Origin of the sequence: Methylobacterium sp. Leaf100 (assembly GCF_001422845.1) — a bacterium.
In the GTDB taxonomy this organism is placed as follows: Bacteria; Pseudomonadota; Alphaproteobacteria; order Rhizobiales; family Beijerinckiaceae; genus Methylobacterium.
Genome location: NZ_LMMW01000062.1, coordinates 39,819 through 57,592, shown reverse-complemented (window position 1 = coordinate 57,592; position 17,774 = coordinate 39,819). Strand labels below are relative to the sequence as shown.

Sequence of the window (17,774 nt, the reverse complement as noted above, 5' to 3'; positions counted from 1 at the left end):
TTATATGGTTCAACCGGAAACCCGACTTCGCGTCGGCGGACCGTCCTTGGTCCGCTTCGGGCCCGTGGCCCCCTTCATCCGTCGAGCGCCGGCGGTCTTGGCGTTCCCTGTGGATGCCTTGCTCCTGGCCGCCCTGGCAGGCCTCGCTTTGGCATCCTCGGCCAGCGAGGCGCGCACCGTCCTGACCGCCCCGCGGATGCCCTGGGTCACGTCGTGAAAAGCCTCGTCCGCGGTTCGCCAGTTGCTCACCACCCGGCCGTCTCGCGGCAACACCTTTAGCGCCGAAGCGCCGGTATCCTTCCAGTCGCAATGGCGGAGCACGACGACCACCACACGCATTGCGCCCCTGGCCCGGCGGCCCATCGCACGGCGGTACTCCAGTTGGCACCAGTGGCTGTGGATGTACTCGGGGCTCATCAACGCCACGAAGACGTGGGCCTCCCGAAGCTTACGGGAGATCTTGCTGTTCAGTGCGTCACCGGCTTCCATGTCGCCATCGAACCAGGTCTCGACCTCGTCGCGCTTCAGTTGCGCCAGGTGGACCTGCAGCTTTGCCTGCTGTGCTGAGTTCGCGTGGCTGTAGGACACGAAGATCCGAACCGTTGGCTTCTTCGTCTTCGCCTTTGGTGCGCTCGGCTTTGGCGGACTGGAGGCGCACGCGACCGCCGCCCCTTTCGTCTTGGGTGGTGTAGCCTTCCTGGCCCCTGGCCCGGATTTCGTGCGCAATGAGCCCCCCAGGCGGCGGCCAAGTTCAGGAATAATGTCGTCTGAACACGTTTTGTTCCAGTCGTCCTGCGCTCATCCTGCGCTGTGGATCTCTCCCGCTCCGAGCTTGCGGGATTTGGGCCCGCGATGCGATCACCGCCGCCTCAAGAAGCGCTCACACGATGAAAATCAGGGACCGCCACCCTCGACTCTGACCCCTGGAGCGCCGCGAAAAGCGATATCGAACGCATACTCGTCGAAACCCACCAGGAGTTCGGTACCCGCCAACTCGAAGCTAACGTGGGCTACATAGACCGGGCGATTGGCATGGTCGCCGACGCATCAGATACACCTTCGTCGAAAGCCAGGCCCAACCTCGGTCCCGAAACGCGTTCCCTCCACGTTGCACTCGCGACCGGACGGAAGGGAGGGCCGTCCCATGTCCTGTACTATCGGGTGCAGGGGGACGGGCATGGGCACGCTGAGGTCGTCATCCTCCGAGTGCTGCCCGACAGAATGGAGCCGCGTCTCAGGCTGGCCGTCGATCTCGACCTGACCGATGATGAGGACGACACACCCCAACCGGGGATGTGACGGCCGGAGGCAGCGAGATCATCCGCCGATCTTGCCTTCGGATGCCATCCTGAACCGAATATCGCTGTGACGTCGAAGGGCTGTCTAACGCAACTCGCGGCCACTCGGCTTTGATCCAACACCCCACGGGCAGTGGTTCAGCGCTTGACGAACCCGATGTCGACGGCGACGGCCTTGAGGCGCTCAGGCTCTCGCTCTTTCCGTTCGGAGTAGCGGTCAACGAGATAGGAGGAGCGCTCGCGGGTCAGGAGCGTGAACCTGACCAATTCCTCGCAGACGTCGACCACCCGATCGTAGAGCGGCCCAGGCCTCATCCGGCCGGCCTCGTCAAATTCCTTATAGGCCATCGGGACCGAAGACTGGTTCGGGATGGTGATCATCCGCATCCAGCGCCCGAGCACACGCAGGCCGTTGACCGCGTTGAAGGACTGCGAGCCGCCCGAGACCTGCATCACGGCCAGGGTCCGGCCCTGCGTCGGGCGCACCGACCCTTCCGACAGGGGGAGCCAGTCGATCTGGCTCTTGATCACCCCGGTCATGGCGCCGTGGCGCTCGGGGCTGACCCAGACGTGGCCCTCGGACCAGATCGAGAGGTTCCGGAGTTCCTCGACCTTGGGGTGATCGGCCGTGGCGTCGTCGGGCAGCGGCAGGCCGTGCGCGTCGTAGATCCGCACCTCGCCTCCCATCGCCTCCAGGAGACGCGCGGCCTCGTAGGCCAGGAAGCGGCTGAAGGAACGCTCCCGGAGCGAGCCGTACAGGATCAGGAAGCGTGGGGCGTGGGTGAACGGTGCCTGCACCTGAAGGTCGGTCGCCGCCGGGACCACGAAGTGCTCCTCGCTGAGGTTGGGCAATCCATCGGCGAAAGGCTGTTGGGGCTTGTCCAAGACGCTTCGTTCCTTTACGTTTCAACGATGGTTGAGATATTGACATCATGATGGACGAACGGCAAGCCGTCGCCGCCTTCGCGGCCCTTGGGCAGGAGCATCGCCTACGCATCGTGCGCCAGCTCGTCACCGCCGGCCCTGAAGGCATGGCGGCCGGCATGCTGGCCGAGGCGGTCGGCGTCTCGGGCACCAACCTGTCATTTCACCTGAAGGAGCTCAGCCATGCCGGGCTGGTCACCTCGCGGCGCGAGGGACGCTCGATCATCTACAGCGCCGCCTACCCGGACCTGTCCGAGCTCATCCAATTTCTGATGCGCGATTGCTGCCAAGGGCGACCCGAGGTCTGCGCCCCCGCCGTCGCCGCGCTCGCCGCCTGCTGCCTGCCCACCGGAGACACCGCTCATGCCTGACCGCGTCTACAACGTCCTGTTCCTCTGCACCGGTAACTCCGCTCGCTCGATCCTGGCGGAGGCCATGCTCAACAAGGAGGGCCAGGGTCGTTTCCGGGCCTTTTCCGCCGGCAGCCAGCCGAAGGCGGACGTGAACCCGCTCGCCGTTCAGGTTCTGCGCGAGACGGAGTACCCGACCGAGGGGCTGCGCTCGAAGTCGTGGGACGCGTTCGCCGGCCCCGACGCGCCGGTCATGGATTTCGTCTTCACGGTCTGTGACAACGCCGCCGGCGAGGCTTGCCCCTACTGGCCCGGCCAGCCGGTGACGGCGCACTGGGGCATCGAGGACCCTGCAGCCGTCGAAGGCAGCGACATGCAGCGCAAGGCGGCGTTCATCACCGCCCAACGCTACCTGAAGAACCGGATCGGAGCCTTCGTCGCTCTGCCGCTCGACAGCCTTAGTGGCGTGGCGCTCTCGTCCAAGGTGCGCGAGATCGGCCAGCGGGCCGGCGCCACCTCGCCCCGCCCGGAGGTCGCGTGATGGACGTCGTCATCTACCACAACCCGGATTGCGGCACGTCCCGCAACACCCTGGCCCTGATCCGCAACGCCGGCATCGAGCCGCATGTGGTCGAGTACCTCAAGACGCCACCGAACCGGATCCTGGTGCGCCAACTCGCCGACAGGGCTGGCGTCACCGTCCGCGCTCTGCTCCGCGAGAAGGTCACGCCCTACGCCGAACTCGGGCTCTCGGACCCGAGCCTGACGGACGACCAGCTTCTCGACGCCATCGCCGAGCACCCGATCCTGCTGAACCGCCCCCTGGTGGTGAGCCCGAAGGGCGTTGCCCTGTGCCGGCCCTCCGAGGCGGTCCTCGACCTCCTCCCGGCCCAGCAGGGCGAGTTCGTGAAGGAAGACGGCGAGCGCGTCGTCGACGAGCACGGGCGCCGCGTCGCCACCGCCTGATCCGCTCCACGTACACAAGAACAAGAAACGGTCCCGATGCTCGCCCTTGCCATCTTCGTGGTCACCCTCGTCTTCGTCATCTGGCAGCCGAAGGGGCTCGGCATCGGGTGGAGCGCCCTCATCGGGGCCGCCGTGGCGCTGGCCACCGGGGTCATCAGCCCCGGCGACATCCCGGTGGTCTGGCACATCGTCTGGGACGCGACCTTCACCTTCGTGGCGCTGATCATCATCTCGCTGCTCCTCGACGAAGCCGGCTTCTTCCATTGGGCGGCGCTCCACATCGCCCGCTGGGGCGGCGGCCGGGGACGCCTGCTCTTCCCGCTGCTCATCCTCCTGGGTGCAGCCATCGCGGCGGTGTTCGCCAATGACGGGGCGGCCCTCCTGCTCACCCCCATTGTGCTCGCCATCCTGCTCCGGCTGAACTTCAAGCCGGCGGCCGCGCTGGCCTTCATTGTTGCCTGCGGGTTCGTGGCAGACTCGACGAGCCTGCCGCTGGTGATCTCGAACCTCGTCAACATCGTCTCGGCGAACTTCTTCGACATCTCCTTTAGCCGCTACGCGGCCGTGATGGTGCCGGTGAACCTGGTCTCGTTGGCAGCGACCCTGGTGGTGCTGTGGCTGTTCTACCGGCGCGACCTTCCGGCCACGTACCCGGTAGCCGAGCTCGAAGCGCCGCGCCACGCGATCAAGGACCCGCTGGTCTTCCGGGCGGCCTTCCCGCTCCTCGGTCTGCTTCTGGTCGCCTACTTTGTGACCGCACCGTTCGGCGTGCCGGTCTCGGTGGTCACCTGTGCCGGCGCACTGATCCTCCTGGCGCTGGCCAACCGCAGCCGCGTCATCCCCATTCGCAAGGTCCTGACCGGCGCCCCCTGGCAGATCGTGCTGTTCAGCCTCGGCATGTACCTCGTGGTCTACGGCCTGAAGAATGCCGGGCTGACCGGCTACCTGGCGCAGGGGCTCGTATGGCTCTCGGGCTTTGGCCCGTTCGTCGCCACCATCGGGACCGGGTTCGCCGCCGCCATCCTGTCCTCGGTGATGAACAACATGCCGAGCGTGCTGGTGGGCGCGCTCTCAATCCAGCAGGCCCCGGACCTCTCGCCACTGACCCGGGAGCTCATGGTCTATGCCAACGTCATCGGCTGCGACCTCGGCCCGAAGTTCACGCCCATCGGGAGTTTGGCGACCCTGCTCTGGCTGCACGTCCTCGACATCAAGGGCCAGCGCATCACCTGGGGTCAGTACATGCGGGTCGGCCTCGTGATCACCCCTCCGGTGCTGCTCGTCACCCTGGCTGCCCTTGCAGTGTGGCTACCCGTTCTTGGGGCCCGGTAGCGGACCGATGACCCCGGTGCGCCGCTGGCCCGTGATCTCGGCCCTAGGCGTCGTCCAGATCCTGACCTGGGGCTCCTCGTTCTACCTGTTGTCGGTGCTGGCCACCCCGATGTCGAAGGACACGGGATGGCCCCTGGGTTGGGTCATCGGCGGCCTGTCCCTCGGCCTCCTCGTCGCGGGCTTGGTCTCGCCACGGGTCGGAGCGTTCATCGGGGAGCACGGCGGTAGGCCCGTTCTGGCCTTCGCGGCCGTGGTCCTTGCCTTGGGCCTCGGCGTCCTCGGCCTCGCGCCGAACCTGCCGACCTACCTGGTGGGCTGGCTCCTCGTCGGGCTCGGCATGGGCACCGGCCTGTACGATCCGGCCTTTGCCACGCTTGGTCGGCTCTACGGCGCCGAGGCAAGACCCGCCATCACGACCCTGACCCTGTGGGGCGGCTTCGCCAGCACGGTGTGCTGGCCGCTCTCGGCCTTCCTGATCGAACGGGTAGGCTGGCGCGGCACCTGCCTCGCCTATGCCGGGCTGCACCTGGCGGTCACGCTTCCCCTCGTCCTGCTCGTCATCCCGCACCCCCCTGCCCACGGGCCAGCACGTTCCGAGGGCCCGGTCTCGGCCGTCCGGCTCGATGCACGCGAGCGGCGTGCCTTCCTCCTCATGGCGGGGGTCCTGACCCTCGGCGGCACCGTAATGGCCATGGTCTCGGTGCACCTCATTACCCTTCTCCAGGCCCGTGGCGTGGCGCTGACCTCGGCCGTCGCATACGGCGCGCTGATCGGCCCGTCACAGGTGGGGGCGCGCATCGTCGAGATGGCCGGGAAGGGCCGGCATCACCCTCTATGGACCCTCACCGCGGCGATGGTCCTCGTCGCCATCGGGGTCGCGATGCTGGCGGCTGGTCTGCCCGTGGTGGGGCTGTCGCTGGTCCTCTACGGCGCCGGCAACGGGATCTATTCCATCGCCCGCGGGACGGTGCCCCTCGCGCTGTTCGGTCCCGAGCGCTACGCCCCGCTCGTTGGCCGGCTCGCCCGTCCGGGGCTGGTGGCGCAGGCGCTTGCGCCCTCCCTCGGGGCGGTCGTGCTGACGCAGGCGGGCGCCGATGCGACCTACGCCCTCTTGACCGTGCTCGCCCTCGCGAACGTCGCGCTCGCCGTATCCCTCTGGCGCGTCCGGTAGTCACCTCCCTTCCTCACCGCTCCGCGATGTGGCATCGTCCGTCCGTGACCTTCTGGCTCGCCCTTCGGCGGCTGCTTCCGCTCCTTGCGGTCCTCAGCCTCGCCCTTGCGCCGGTGACCGCATCCGCGGCCGCCGCGGGCATGCATGCGCCGATGGCCGCTCAGGGCCACGCCATGGCGATGCCCGACGAGGCCATGGACGACATGGCCGGGATGGCCATGGACGAGATGCCGTGCTGCCCCAAGGAGCGGCCGGACATGCCCGACTGCTCGAAGGGCTGCCCCCTGATGGCACTCTGCCTGGCGAAGGTCGCCACCGGCCTGCCCGGCGCCTTAGGGTTGCCGGGACGCGTCGCCGTCGTCGAGGGGACTGCGTGGGCCGTCACCGCCTCCTTCGACAGCGTCTCGCAAGGGCCACCCTCCGAGCCTCCCCGAGCCTGAACCCGATGCCGTCGGCGCCTGCGCCGGCACGGTGACGCGCGTCCGCGCGTGGCCATCCATCGCGTTCAGGAGACCCCACATCGTGACCAAGACATCGTTTTCGCGCGCCCTCACGGTTGCGCTGCTCGGCCTCGCCCTCACCGCCGCGGCCCGGGCCGACACCAAGGACTACGAGTTCCAGCTGGTGAAGGACGAAGCCAAGCAGGGCGAGGCCATCCTCGACGTCCGCCTCGTCGACAAGCGCACGTCCAAGCCCGTGCCGAACGCCGTCATCTTCGCCAAGCGCATCGATATGGCGCCCGACAGCATGGAGGAGATGACCTCCAAGATCGAGCAACTGCCCTCGCCGGAGCCGGGCCTCTACCGGTTCAAGGCGAAGCTGACGATGGCCGGCGGCTGGCGCCTCTCGCTCGGGGCCAAGGTCCAAGGCGAGACCGGCACCGTCGAGAACAAGCTGGTGTTCAAGGCCACCAAGTGAGCCGGACGGCATGGCTGGCCGGGACCCTCGCCGCGCTCGCGGCGGGGGGGCTGGGCTATGGCGCGGGGCATGAGGGCAGCCCCGTGCCGGCGCTCGTCCAGCAGGCGCGGACCGGGTTCGCCCATTGGCTGCCGGGTGCACGGCCGGCCTCCCCGATGCCCGCGCAGGCTCCGATCAAGGCGACGGGTTCGGTGGTCTACTACCGAGACCCGGACGGGAAGCCGGACTACGCCTCCGAACCCAAACAGACGGCGGACGGTCGCGACTACCGCGCCGTCCACGCCAGCGAGGACGTGCGCTTCGACGAACCCGAAGAGGCGGAAGCCATGCCTGACGCCGGCCACGGCGACATGGCCATGGCTCAGGCCAAGACGCCCGCGAGCGCCCGCAAGGTGCGCTTCTACCGCAACCCGATGGGCCTTCCGGACACTTCGCCGATTCCGAAAAAGGACTCGATGGGGATGGACTACCTCCCCGTCTACGAGGGCGAGGACACCGACGACGGCACCGTGACCCTCTCGCCCGGCAAGGTCCAGCGAACCGGCGTCCGGACGGAGGTCGCTGCACGGCGCGTCCTATCCATGCCGGTGCGGGCTCCTGGAACCATCGAGGAGGACGAGCGCCGGATCTCGGTCATCGCGATGCGCACCGACGCCTTCATTGAGAAGGTCGAGGCCGTCACCACCGGCGACCACGTCCACAAGGGCCAGCCGCTCATGCGCCTGTTCTCGCCCGAGATGAACGCGGCCGCCGCGCAGTACCTCACCGGCATCGGCTACGAGGGCGCCCGGCGCCGACTGGAGAACCTCGGCATCCCGCCCGAGGCCATCGACGAGATCGAGCGATCCCGAAAAGTGCCGGCGACCATCACGTGGTCGGCGCCACGCGACGGCGTCGTGGTCGAGCGCAACGTCTCCGACGGCATGCGCGCCAAGTCCGGCGACACCCTGTTCAAGCTCGTCGACCATACCCGGGTATGGGTGCTCGTCGACGTGACCGAACGCGACCTGGCGTCCGTGGCGGAGGGCCAAACGGCGACCGTGCGTGCCCGGACGTTTCCCGACCGGACCTTCACTGGCACGGTGACGCGGATCTATCCGCACCTCGCCATGGGGACCCGGACGGCCCGCCTGCGCATCGAGTTGCCGAACCTCAACGGCGACCTGCGGCCCGGGATGTACGGCGACGTCGAGATCGCGACCGGGAACGCCAAGCCCGTGGTCGCCGTCCCCGACGACGCCGTCATCGACACCGGAACCAGGCAGGTCGTCCTGCTCGACAAGGGCGAGGGCCGCTTCGAGCCGCGCCCGGTCAAGCTCGGTGCCCGCGGCGACGGCTACGTCGAAGTCCGGGAGGGCATCGCGGCAGGCGACCGGGTGGTGACCGCCGCCAACTTCCTCATCGACGCCGAGAGCAACCTCAAGGCGGCGCTGCAGGGTCTCTCCGAGCCGAAGGTAGAACCAGGTCCGCAGGCGGCGGCCGATGGGAGGGCGCCATGATCGCCCGGCTCATCGGCTGGTCGGCCCGGAATCTGGTTCTGGTGTTGATCGGGACGGTGTTCGCGGTGGGGGCCGGGCTCTACGCCCTGAGGACCCTGCCGCTCGACGCGATCCCGGACCTCTCGGACGTCCAGACCATCGTCTACACCGAGTACCCCGGGCAGGCGCCACAGGTCATCGAGGACCAGGTCACCTACCCGCTGACTACCGCCATGCTGACGGTGCCCCGGTCGAAGGTCGTGCGCGGCTTCTCGTTCTTCGGGGTCTCGTTCGTCTACGTCATCTTCGAGGACGGCACCGACCCATACTGGGCCCGGAGCCGGGTGCTCGAATACCTAAACACCGTGGCCAAGCGCCTGCCGGCGGGGGTGACCCCGACGCTGGGACCGGACGCGACCGGGGTCGGCTGGGTCTACCAGTACGTCGTGGTCGCCAAAGAGCGCACGCTGGCCGAGCTCCGCTCGCTCCAGGACTGGGTCGTGCGCTTCGGGGCCTCTCGTGCCGAAGGCGTGGCCGAGGTCGCAGGCGTCGGCGGCTTCGTCAAACAGTACAACGTGGTCGTCGACCCGAGCCGGTTGCGGGCGCAGGGCATCACCCTGGCGAAGCTCCGGGACGCGATCCGGGCGAGCAACGCCGACGTAGGCGGCCGCACCGTCGAGCTCTCCGAGTTCGAGTTCGTCGTCCGTGGCCGCGGGTACCTCAAGAGCATCGCCGACATCGAGAGCATCGTCCTGAAGACAGAGGCGGGCACGCCCCTGCGGGTGAAGGACGTCGCCCGGGTCGAGCTCGGTCCCGACGAGCGCCGCGGCATCACCGAGATGAACGGGGAGGGCGAGGTCGCCGGCGGCATCATCCTCCAGCGCTTCGGGGCCAACGCCCTCGACGTTATCGCGAGTGCCAAGGCGCGCCTCGCCGAGGTCGCCGCGAGCCTGCCCAAGGGCACCGAGATCCTGCCTGTCTACGACCGGTCGCACCTCATCGAGGCGGCCATCGAGACGCTCAAGGGGACCCTGATCGAGGAGAGCGCCATCGTCGCCCTCGTCTGCGTCGTGTTCCTGCTCCACGTCCGCAGTGCGCTGGTCGCGATCCTGATGCTGCCGGTCGGCATCCTAATGGCGTTCGCGGGCATGAAGGCGCTGGGCTTGGGCGCCAACATCATGAGCCTGGGCGGCATCGCCATCGCGGTCGGCGCCATGATCGACGCCGCCATCGTCATGATCGAGAACGCCCACAAGCACCTGGAGCGGGCGGACCCTGGCAAGCCCCGGGTCCAGGTCCTGATAGAGGCCGCCTCCGAGGTCGGTCCCTCGCTGTTCTTCTCGCTCCTCATCATCACGGTCAGCTTCCTGCCCATCTTCACCCTGGAAAGCCAGGAAGGGCGTCTGTTCGGGCCGCTGGCCTTCACCAAGACGTTCGCGATGGCGGCGGCGGCGGTGCTGTCGGTGACGCTGGTTCCGGCGCTGATGGTGCTGTTCGTGCGCGGCCGCATCGTGCCCGAGCACCGCAACCCGGTGAACCGGCTCCTGATCTGGTTCTACCGTCCCATCATCGCAGGGGTCCTGCGGGCGCGGGTGCTGACCATCCTGATCGCGCTGGGCGTTCTCGGCGCCTCGGTCTGGCCGGCCCTGCAACTCGGGTCCGAGTTCATGCCCGATCTCGACGAGGGCACCCTGATGTACATGCCGACCACCCTGCCGGGCATCTCGGTGACCAAGGCCGGCGAGCTTTTAGGGAGACAGGACACCATCCTGAAGAGCTTCCCGGAAGTCCTGTCCGTCTACGGCAAGGCCGGACGGGCCGCGACCGCGACGGACCCGGCGCCCTCCGAGATGTTCGAGACCATCGTCAACCTGAAGCCGAAGGCGGAGTGGCGCCCGGGCGTGACGCTGGCGAGCCTCAAAGCCGAGATGGATGCCGCGCTCCAGTTCCCCGGTGTCTCCAATGCCTGGACCCAGCCGATCCGCGCCCGCATCGACATGCTCGCCACCGGCATCCGGACCCCCGTCGGCATCAAGGTGCTCGGAACCGACCTCGCCGAGATGGAGAAGGTCGCCCGCCGGGTCGAGGCGGTGGTGAAGGCGGTGCCGGGCACGTCGAGCGCCTATGCCGAGCGCGTCCAGGGCGGGTACTTCCTCGACATCACGCCCGACCGGGAGGTTCTGGGCCGCTACGGCCTATCGGTCGGGGACGTGCAGGACGTGATCGCCATGGCGCTCGGCGGCGAGAGCGTCACCAACACGGTCGAGGGCCGCGAGCGCTACACCGTCAACGTGCGCTACCCGCGCGCCTTCCGGTCGAGCCCACAATCCATCGCGACCGAGGTGCAGGTGCCCATCGCGGGCGGAGGCACGGTCCCCTTGGGCGAAGTCGCCAAGGTGGCACTGACCCGGGGGCCGACCCAGATCCGGACCGAGAACGGGCAACTCGCGGTCTTCATCTACGTCGATGTCTCGGGACGGGACCTTGGCGGCTACGTGGCCGATGCACGGGCGGCTGTTACCGGCGAGGTGAGCCTGCCACCCGGGACCACCCTCCAGTGGAGCGGGCAGGTCGAGTACCTCGACCGCGCCACGGCCCGGCTCAAGATCGTGGTGCCCCTGACCCTCCTGACCGTGTTCCTGCTGCTCTACCTCAACTTTCGCCGGCTGACTGAAACCCTCATCGTGATGCTGTCGCTGCCCTTCGCACTGGTGGGCGGCGTCTGGCTGATGTGGTGGTTGGGCTTCAACCTATCGGTCGCCGTGGCCGTGGGCTTCATCGCGCTCGCCGGGGTCGCCGCCGAGACCGGGGTGATCATGCTGGTCTACCTCGACCATGCGCTGGCCGAGATCCGGACGGAGTGCGAGCGGGATGGGCGCGCCCTATCGCGAAATGACCTGAGGCGGGCGATCATGGTCGGCGCGGTCGAGCGGGTGCGGCCCAAGATGATGACCGTGGTCGCCATCATAGCCGGGCTGTTGCCCATCCTGTGGAGCACCGGCTCGGGCTCCGAGGTCATGCAGCGCATCGCGGTGCCGATGATCGGCGGCATGGTGTCGTCGACCGTCCTGACCCTCGTCGTGATCCCGGCGGTATACGGGCTGGTGAAGGGATGGGGACTGCCGAGATCCGACATGCAGCCGGAACCCGTCGAGGGGCACACGATGCCCTTGGCCGCGGAATGACAACGAGGACGAGACCATGCTGGTGGTCGACGACGAGCCGACGGTTAGGCATGTTGGTCTCCGACATTCTCGAAGACCTCGCCTAACCCGACATCGAGGGTCGCTCGCATCCGGTCGATGATCGAGGAGAGCCGGTAGGAGGCATGGGGCTCCGGCCAACCGATCCCGGGCTTACCTCCGAAGGGGCCCGGGGTGCTTCTCCGACGGCATCGTCTCGCGCACGTGGTGCCGGACCAAGGAGGGGCTGAACGGCTTCCCGATGAACGTCGCCCCATCGGGCAGGTCCCCGGGTTCAGGTCGCACATTGCCGGAGGCGACCACGATGGCGATGTGGGGCCACGTCACGGCCGTCCGCCGCGCCAGGTCGAAGCCGTTGTCCGGCCCGGGCATCTGCACGTCCGTGAACAGCAGCTGCACCTTGCCATGGTGCTCGTCGAGCACCCGCGTCGCCTGGGCGACGTCCATCGCCTCAAGAACCACGAAACCGGCATCCTCCAGGATGTCGGACACATCCATCAGGATGAGGGCGTCGTCGTCGACCACGAGGACATGGGGGGCATCGGCGGGGTCAGGCAGGGGCATGGATACCAAAGGCCGGCCTGGCCGGTAGGTTGCCGCATAACATAGGTTTCTTTTGCGCCATCGGAGCATGGTTGCCTAGCGCCGTTTCCGTAGGTCCCGTGGATGCGGGCCCCTAGTGGTTGAAATCTGACGCTTGGTACCCATTCGCGAGGTCAGCTTGGGGTGGGAAGCAGCTTGGCTGCTTTCAGTCGCGAGACGTTCTTAAGCGGACCTAGGATGACCCGCCGACTCCGGATGAACGGTCCAACCCATCGCATGGTCGAAGTTCGTTGAAGTCGGATGCCGACATCATCAGAGGCGATGCGACCGGCACGAAAGTGCTCTGCCTCGGGAGACAGCGTGATTCACGATTGCAAAGCCCCGGTCACGCGACATCTCGTGCTGGTCCGGCATGGCCAGAGCGTAGCCAACCGATCCGGCCTGTTCACGGGATTGCTGGACTCGCCCTTGACCGAGCAGGGCCGGATGGAAGCCGAGGCAGCCGGGCGGCGTTTGGCCGAGCGCAGCTGGCGCTTTTCCGCAGCCTTCACCTCGACGCTGACGCGGGCGATCGTGAGCGGCCGGCTTATTCTCGATGCGCTCGGGCAACCCGGATTGGTCCCCCAACGCTTCGCCGCGCTCGACGAGCGAGACTACGGCGACCTCAGCGGGCTCGACAAGATCGCCGCCGATGCGCGCTGGGGGGCGGAGCGGATCGAGACCTGGCGCCGCTCCTACGCCGAGGCGCCGCCGAACGGTGAGAGCCTGCGCGATACCGTCGCCCGCATCGTCCCATGCTACCTCCGAACCATCCAGCCGGCGGTTATGGGCGGAGACGTGCTCGTCGTCGCCCACGGCAATTGCCTGCGGGCGCTTGTCATGGCGCTTGAAGACCTGAGCCCCGCGGAGGTCGAGCACCTTGAACTCGCGACGGGCTCCGTCAGGATCTATGAGCTTGCTGCGGACACGACGATCAAGGCCCGCTGGATCGACGGGTGAATCCGCCTGTCGGCCCTCCACAATGGGTCTCCGCAAACTCTGAAGGGGTCCTGCTTTCATCTATTTCAGTGATGGCAAGCATCTAATCATTCCGTTGGAGTGAATGAACGGGCCCTGGGATCCTCCGGCATCACATCGGAGCCATCCATGTCCGCGCCCAGACTTTTCTCCCACCCTCGATCGATGCACGCCTTGGCCGGCACGAGAGCCATCCTTCCGGGACTGGGCCTCTGCATGGCGGTCACCGCCGCAGCGGTCGGCTTCGAGGCCGTCGAGGCGCATCTGTTCGGTCGCGCTTGGCTCGAAGCCCTGGTACTGGCGATCCTGCTCGGGAGCGCGATTCGCACCGCCTGGACCCCGTCGCAGCGTTTCTTTCCCGGCATCGCCTTCGGGGCCAAGACCGTGCTGGAGATCGCGGTCGTCCTGCTCGGGGCGTCGCTCAGCCTCGCGACGATCCTCGCCGCCGGACCGGGCCTGCTCTTCGGCATTGCGGGCGTCGTCGCGGTGGCGATCCTGTCGAGTTACGGCATCGGCCGAGCGCTCGGGCTGCATCCGCGCATGGCGATCCTCGTGGCCTGCGGGAACTCGATCTGCGGCAACTCGGCGATCGCGGCCACGGCACCGGTGATCGGCGCCGACGGCGAGGACGTCGCCGCCTCCATCGCCTTCACCGCGGTGCTGGGCGTGCTGGTGGTGCTCGGCCTACCGCTGCTGGTGCCGCTGCTCGGTCTGTCGCCGATGCAGTACGGCGTGCTCGCCGGCCTCACCGTCTACGCTGTTCCGCAAGTCCTCGCCGCCACCGCGCCGGTCGCGGCGCTCAGCGTCCAGGTCGGAACCCTGGTGAAGCTCGTCCGGGTGCTGATGCTAGGCCCGGTCGTCCTGATGCTCTCGCTCGGCGCAAGCCGGCTGCGCGAGGAGACCGACGAGGCCGCCCCCGGCGTCACCGCTGGCGACCGCCCTGCTCGCGCCGGCCTCGCGATCCACCGCTTGGTGCCGTGGTTCATCCTCGCCTTCCTGGCGCTCGCGGGCCTTCGCTCGGCCGGGCTGGTTCCGCAGGTCGCGCTCGCGCCGATGTCGGAGACCGCCAATCTGCTCACCGTGGTCTCGATGGCGGCGCTCGGCCTCGGGGTCGATGTGCGCAGCGTCGCCAAGGCCGGGGCGCGGGTGACCCTGGCGGTGGTCGCCTCGCTCGTCGCACTCGGCGCCGTCAGCCTCGGTCTGATCCGCGTGCTGGGCCTCGCTTGAACCGATCGGATGCGCCCGAGGCCCGGTCAGGCCCCGGCGAGGCAGGGCGAGACGAAGAGCTCCCCGCGATAGGCCCCGCGCAACGTGCGCACGGACACGATCAGCCAGAGTAGGGTCAGCAGGCCGACGAGGCCCGCTCCGAGCCAGGCGAACCCGCTGAGTGCCGTCACTTCGCCGATCCGCAGGGTGGCCAGGGCATAGACGCCGAGCGGGAAGATGTAGCCCCACCAGCCGAGGTTGAACGGAACGCCGGCGCGTAGGTAGCGCACGGTGACGGCGAGCGAGAGCAGAAACCACCAGGCGCCGTAGCCCCAGAGGATCAGCGCGCCGATCAGGCCCGTGATCCTGAGGATCTCGGGCGCGCCGGCAAAACCGCCTGCCGCGAGGATCGGGCCACCGGCCTGCCCCAGCACGAGCAGGCCGAGCGCCCCGGTTCCGAGCGGACCGAGGGAGAGCCAGCTCGATGCGGCCATCTCACGCGGTGGCAAGTTGTGCAGCGCCATGCGCAGCACCAGGATCGCCAGGATGCTCAGCGCCAGCGGGACCGAGACGCCCCAGAGCACGAAGCTCGTGACGATGACGGCGAGTTGTTGGCTCTCGCCGCTCAAGGCTGGAGCGAGCAGGCCACCGGAGACGGCGACGACCTCGGCTGTCACCACTGGCAGCAGCCATACGGCCGTCATCTGGTCGATGCGGTGCTCCTGACGGGTGAACATCAGGTAGGGGATCGCGACAGCACAGATCAGAGCGAGCGCCACGTCGAACCACCACAGTGGCAGTGCGATTCGGACGGTCTCTGCGCCGAGATAGGGCGGACCGAATATCAGCAGCCCGTTCAGCAGCGTCGCCAGTGCCATCGGGATCGCCCCGAAGAACATCGACACCGTCGAGTGTCCGAAGATCCGTCGGGCGCCATCGAAGTAGAAGATCCAGCGCGCGCCGTAGACTAGGCAGAAGGTGGCGAAAAGCACGACGGAGGCGAGCCAGAGCCCGAGCGGCACAGGGGCCAGCAGGGCATGCGTCTCCGGCAGACGGTCGAGGGCCAAGGCGACCACGCCAGTGCCCATCACCACGGTGAACCAGTTCGGCGTGAATTGTCGGATCACGTCCCGCGGATGCTGGAGGCGCGAGAGCGGCTTTAGGCCTGTGCTGATCGCCAGCAGACTGGATTCGGACACGGGGCGCTCTTGGGCTTCGGAGGGTCAACGCACCGGCTCTAGCACGACCCCGCATCGCGCGCCGCCGCGATAAACATCAACTCGCAAGCGGCGCTTAATCATCAAAACAATCGATTAAAACTAGCTAATCAAACCATTAGTATGAATGGTTGTCGGCCGCTACCTTCTTGTCATCACGAACCGACGTGACGACCCGACCAGAAGGATATCGACCATGACCCGTACGATCGCTGCCGTCGCCCTCGCCGCCTCCGCCCTCGTCGGCATGACGGGCCTCTCGCAGGCCCAGGGCCTCCGCGCTCCGCAGGTCCGCTTCATCACCAGCCCATCCGCACCGATCTACGGCGACGCCGATGGCGCCAACGCCAAGAACCCGGCACTCCCGGCCTACGCCCGTGGCCGCGGCCAGGAGACCGGCGGCCCGGCGCGGGAACTGATCGGTCGCTGACAGCGCCCCCTTGGCCGCCGGGCATCCGTCCGGCGGCACGTGAAGCCTTCGAACACCCGAATGACAGGGAGATCCATCATGACCCGACCCACCTTCGAGACCACTGACGAGGCCCGGCAGGGCGAGACCAGCGGTCATATGCGCTGGGTCCTGTTCTGGACGGTCGCCCTGACTGTCGCCGCCGTCGGCACCGCCTGGCTGACGATCATCTGATCCGGCCGCCCGCCATTGATCGGAGATCGGAAATCTTCGGATGATCGCAATCGGAGATCGTTCAGATCTCTAACGATCATTGGGTGGAATAATCATCTCGCTGTAGCATCTCGTTCACGGAGAGGACGCCTCTTTGCCGGGATGACATGGATCGACGACCCGAGTTTCCGGCGGCGAGACCGAACCGTCCCGACCGACGCCAATGCCGTCCGCCGACGGCGACACCGAGATCCAGCGACCGGCCGACGCGGCCCAACAAACGATTCCAGGGAGACATCATGCGCCATCTGCACGAACCGTTGAACCGCCGCCTCGTCCTGGGTGGCCTAGGGGTCGGCAGCCTCGCCGCCGCCATGCCGGCCTGGGCCGCGGGCTCGGTGAAGCTTCCGCTGCCCGGCGGCCCGGACGAGCGGGCGCTGACCACCGCCTTTCCGGGCAAGGCCGAGATGATCCTTCAACGCACCCATCCGCCGCTGCTGGAGACGCCGTTCTCGGTGTTCGACGAGGGCGTGTTCACCCCTAACGACCGCTTCTACGTCCGTTGGCACTGGGCCTCGATCCCGACCGAAGTCGATGCCGGCACCTTCCGTCTTAAGGTCCACGGCCACGTCGATAAGGAACTCTCGCTCTCGCTCGACGCCATCGCCGGCCTGCCGCGCTTCGAGATCGCCGCGGTGAACCAGTGCTCGGGCAATTCACGCGGGCTGTTCGAGCCGCGGGTGCCCGGCGCGCAATGGGCCAACGGCTCGATGGGCAACGCCCGCTGGACCGGGGTACGCCTCAAGGACGTGCTCGAACGCGCTGGGGTGAAGTCCGGCGCCGTGCAGGTGCGCTTCAACGGCCTCGACGAGCCCGTGGTCGACGACGCGCCGGACTTCAAGAAGTCGCTCGATCTCGACCACGCCAACAATGGTGAGGTGATGATCGCCTACGCGATGAACGGCGAGCAGCTCCCGCTGCTCAACGGTTTCCCGCTCCGCCTCGTGGTGCCGGGCTGGTATTCGACCTACTGGGTCAAGATGCTGTCCGACATCGAGGTGCTGGACAAGCCCGACGACGGGTACTGGATGAAGACCGCCTACCGCATCCCGGACGTGCCGGGCGCCAACATCAAGCCCGGCCAGACCGGCTTCAAGACGGTGCCGATCAACAGGATGGTGCCGCGCTCCTTCGTCACCAACCTGACCGACGGCGCCAAGGTGGCGGCCGGAACGCCGGTGGCCCTTCGCGGCATCGCTTTCGGCGGCGATTGCGGGGTAAAGGCGGTCGACTTCTCCGGAGACGGCGGGGCGACGTGGTTTCCGGCGCAACTCGGCGCGGACGAGGGCCCCTACAGCTTCCGCCGCTTCGACGGCAGCCTGCCGGCGCTGGCCGCCGGCACCCATGCGGTTAAGGTCCGCTGCACCAATACCAACGGCGTCGCCCAGGGCATGGACCAGGTCTGGAACGCCAACGGCTTCATGCAGAACGGCATAGAGACCGTGTCCTTCCAGGCCGCTTGAGGAGAC

The 17,774-nt window shown here is 67.7% G+C and carries 18 protein-coding genes; 14 read left to right on the top strand and 4 right to left on the bottom strand.

Annotated elements, in window-relative coordinates; all coding sequences use genetic code 11:
* Nucleotides 1–9: 9 nt before the first annotated feature.
* Both ASF25_RS20295 and arsH read right to left on the bottom strand, forming a co-directional pair.
* Nucleotides 10–588, bottom strand: a complete 579-nt coding sequence (locus ASF25_RS20295; RefSeq protein WP_018044318.1) for a toll/interleukin-1 receptor domain-containing protein — start codon at nt 586–588, stop codon at nt 10–12.
* Nucleotides 589–1,436: 848 nt separating this feature from the next.
* Nucleotides 1,437–2,183 (bottom strand): arsenical resistance protein ArsH, encoded by a 747-nt coding sequence (gene arsH / locus ASF25_RS20290; RefSeq protein WP_018044316.1) that lies wholly within the window; start codon nt 2,181–2,183, stop codon nt 1,437–1,439.
* A gap of 50 nt (nt 2,184–2,233) precedes the next feature.
* Here arsH and ASF25_RS20285 point away from each other — a divergent pair, with 50 nt between their 5' ends.
* The 9 genes from ASF25_RS20285 (at nt 2,234) to ASF25_RS20245 (ending at nt 11,622) form a co-directional block, all read left to right on the top strand.
* Complete coding sequence (locus ASF25_RS20285) at nt 2,234–2,593, top strand: metalloregulator ArsR/SmtB family transcription factor (RefSeq protein WP_026176011.1); 360 nt, start codon at nt 2,234–2,236, stop codon at nt 2,591–2,593.
* The gene (locus ASF25_RS20280; RefSeq protein ID WP_018044314.1) at nt 2,586–3,113 is read left to right on the top strand and encodes an arsenate reductase ArsC; all 528 of its coding nucleotides are present in this window, start codon (nt 2,586–2,588) and stop codon (nt 3,111–3,113) included. Before ASF25_RS20285 ends, ASF25_RS20280 begins: the two co-directional genes overlap by 8 nt.
* Entirely contained in the window at nt 3,113–3,538 is a 426-nt protein-coding gene (gene arsC, locus ASF25_RS20275) for an arsenate reductase (glutaredoxin) (protein ID WP_018044313.1), read from the top strand. The genes ASF25_RS20280 and arsC overlap by 1 nt, the downstream gene beginning before the upstream one ends.
* A gap of 36 nt (nt 3,539–3,574) precedes the next feature.
* On the top strand, nt 3,575–4,870 hold the full coding sequence (locus ASF25_RS20270) for an arsenic transporter (protein WP_056306599.1): 1,296 nt from the start codon (nt 3,575–3,577) through the stop codon (nt 4,868–4,870).
* Between the two features lie 7 nt (nt 4,871–4,877).
* A complete protein-coding gene (locus ASF25_RS20265) occupies nt 4,878–6,041 on the top strand; it encodes an MFS transporter (RefSeq protein WP_056172881.1) in 1,164 nt (387 codons plus the stop codon).
* Between the two features lie 44 nt (nt 6,042–6,085).
* Nucleotides 6,086–6,481, top strand: a complete 396-nt coding sequence (locus ASF25_RS20260; protein WP_018044310.1) for a hypothetical protein — start codon at nt 6,086–6,088, stop codon at nt 6,479–6,481.
* A gap of 82 nt (nt 6,482–6,563) precedes the next feature.
* Nucleotides 6,564–6,959, top strand: a complete 396-nt coding sequence (locus ASF25_RS20255; RefSeq protein ID WP_018044309.1) for a FixH family protein — start codon at nt 6,564–6,566, stop codon at nt 6,957–6,959.
* Complete coding sequence (locus tag ASF25_RS20250) at nt 6,956–8,458, top strand: efflux RND transporter periplasmic adaptor subunit (protein ID WP_018044308.1); 1,503 nt, start codon at nt 6,956–6,958, stop codon at nt 8,456–8,458. Before ASF25_RS20255 ends, ASF25_RS20250 begins: the two co-directional genes overlap by 4 nt.
* On the top strand, nt 8,455–11,622 hold the full coding sequence (locus ASF25_RS20245; RefSeq protein WP_018044307.1) for a CusA/CzcA family heavy metal efflux RND transporter: 3,168 nt from the start codon (nt 8,455–8,457) through the stop codon (nt 11,620–11,622). The genes ASF25_RS20250 and ASF25_RS20245 overlap by 4 nt, the downstream gene beginning before the upstream one ends.
* A 171-nt stretch (nt 11,623–11,793) precedes the next feature.
* Here the strand turns inward: ASF25_RS20245 and ASF25_RS20240 are convergent, their stop codons facing one another.
* Complete coding sequence (locus tag ASF25_RS20240) at nt 11,794–12,204, bottom strand: response regulator (RefSeq protein WP_051074325.1); 411 nt, start codon at nt 12,202–12,204, stop codon at nt 11,794–11,796.
* A gap of 339 nt (nt 12,205–12,543) precedes the next feature.
* Here ASF25_RS20240 and ASF25_RS20235 point away from each other — a divergent pair, with 339 nt between their 5' ends.
* Nucleotides 12,544–13,182: a 2,3-bisphosphoglycerate-dependent phosphoglycerate mutase gene (locus ASF25_RS20235; RefSeq protein WP_018044305.1), complete on the top strand. Its 639-nt coding sequence runs from the start codon at nt 12,544–12,546 to the stop codon at nt 13,180–13,182.
* Between the two features lie 183 nt (nt 13,183–13,365).
* The gene (locus ASF25_RS20230) at nt 13,366–14,427 is read left to right on the top strand and encodes a putative sulfate exporter family transporter (RefSeq protein WP_056306598.1); all 1,062 of its coding nucleotides are present in this window, start codon (nt 13,366–13,368) and stop codon (nt 14,425–14,427) included.
* Between the two features lie 26 nt (nt 14,428–14,453).
* Here ASF25_RS20230 and ASF25_RS20225 read toward each other — a convergent pair whose 3' ends face one another.
* Nucleotides 14,454–15,605 (bottom strand): TDT family transporter, encoded by a 1,152-nt coding sequence (locus ASF25_RS20225; RefSeq protein WP_018044303.1) that lies wholly within the window; start codon nt 15,603–15,605, stop codon nt 14,454–14,456.
* 214 nt (nt 15,606–15,819) lie between these two features.
* On the opposite strand from ASF25_RS20225, the gene ASF25_RS20220 reads away from it, so the two are divergent.
* The 3 genes from ASF25_RS20220 to ASF25_RS20215 all read left to right on the top strand — a co-directional run bounded on the left by ASF25_RS20220 (nt 15,820) and on the right by ASF25_RS20215 (nt 17,768).
* Nucleotides 15,820–16,053 (top strand): hypothetical protein, encoded by a 234-nt coding sequence (locus ASF25_RS20220; RefSeq protein ID WP_018044302.1) that lies wholly within the window; start codon nt 15,820–15,822, stop codon nt 16,051–16,053.
* A 78-nt stretch (nt 16,054–16,131) separates the two neighbouring features.
* Nucleotides 16,132–16,266: a hypothetical protein gene (locus tag ASF25_RS23950; protein WP_018044301.1), complete on the top strand. Its 135-nt coding sequence runs from the start codon at nt 16,132–16,134 to the stop codon at nt 16,264–16,266.
* 278 nt (nt 16,267–16,544) lie between these two features.
* Nucleotides 16,545–17,768 (top strand): molybdopterin-dependent oxidoreductase, encoded by a 1,224-nt coding sequence (locus tag ASF25_RS20215; protein WP_018044300.1) that lies wholly within the window; start codon nt 16,545–16,547, stop codon nt 17,766–17,768.
* The last annotated feature ends 6 nt before the right edge of the window (nt 17,769–17,774 follow it).

Excerpts from the sequence above, each read along its gene's own strand:
- ASF25_RS20285 (WP_026176011.1), top strand. The coding sequence starts at position 2,234 with ATGGACGAACGGCAAGCCGTCGCCGCCTTCGCGGCCCTTGGGCAGGAG.
- ASF25_RS20280 (WP_018044314.1), top strand. The coding sequence starts at position 2,586 with ATGCCTGACCGCGTCTACAACGTCCTGTTCCTCTGCACCGGTAACTCC.
- arsC (WP_018044313.1), top strand. The coding sequence starts at position 3,113 with ATGGACGTCGTCATCTACCACAACCCGGATTGCGGCACGTCCCGCAAC.
- ASF25_RS20270 (WP_056306599.1), top strand. The coding sequence starts at position 3,575 with ATGCTCGCCCTTGCCATCTTCGTGGTCACCCTCGTCTTCGTCATCTGG.
- ASF25_RS20265 (WP_056172881.1), top strand. The coding sequence starts at position 4,878 with ATGACCCCGGTGCGCCGCTGGCCCGTGATCTCGGCCCTAGGCGTCGTC.
- ASF25_RS20245 (WP_018044307.1), top strand. The coding sequence starts at position 8,455 with ATGATCGCCCGGCTCATCGGCTGGTCGGCCCGGAATCTGGTTCTGGTG.
- ASF25_RS20240 (WP_051074325.1), bottom strand. The coding sequence starts at position 12,204 with ATGCCCCTGCCTGACCCCGCCGATGCCCCCCATGTCCTCGTGGTCGAC.
- ASF25_RS20230 (WP_056306598.1), top strand. The coding sequence starts at position 13,366 with ATGCACGCCTTGGCCGGCACGAGAGCCATCCTTCCGGGACTGGGCCTC.
- ASF25_RS20220 (WP_018044302.1), top strand. The coding sequence starts at position 15,820 with ATGACCCGTACGATCGCTGCCGTCGCCCTCGCCGCCTCCGCCCTCGTC.
- ASF25_RS23950 (WP_018044301.1), top strand. The coding sequence starts at position 16,132 with ATGACCCGACCCACCTTCGAGACCACTGACGAGGCCCGGCAGGGCGAG.
- ASF25_RS20215 (WP_018044300.1), top strand. The coding sequence starts at position 16,545 with ATGCGCCATCTGCACGAACCGTTGAACCGCCGCCTCGTCCTGGGTGGC.